This window comes from Cohnella baijiui, assembly GCF_020731285.1.
Lineage (GTDB): Bacteria > Bacillota > Bacilli > Paenibacillales > Paenibacillaceae > Cohnella.
The window spans coordinates 1-223 of the sequence record NZ_JAJFOW010000424.1 but is presented as its reverse complement, the minus strand read 5'-3'; the positions used below and the strand labels follow the sequence as shown (position 1 = coordinate 223).

General features: G+C 49.8%; 1 pseudogene. It reads right to left on the bottom strand.

What is annotated here, in order from left to right:
* Nucleotides 1-223 (bottom strand): annotated as a pseudogene (locus LKX83_RS33220) (hypothetical protein); the annotation flags it as partial.

Sequence of the window (223 nt, the reverse complement as noted above, 5' to 3'; positions counted from 1 at the left end):
CCAAACATAGCTGCTGCACCTACAATAATAAACAACAGGATCGCTGCTACTTTGATGCCGGCAAACCAAAACTCGGTTTCAGCAAAGCTGCGCGCTGAGAGTGCATTGAGAAGGAAAAGCACTCCGGCAAATATAATACACCACAGCCAGACCGGTGAATCGGGAAACCATCGCTTCATAAGAAGTCCTGAAGCGGTGAATTCGACACCGACCGTAACCGCCC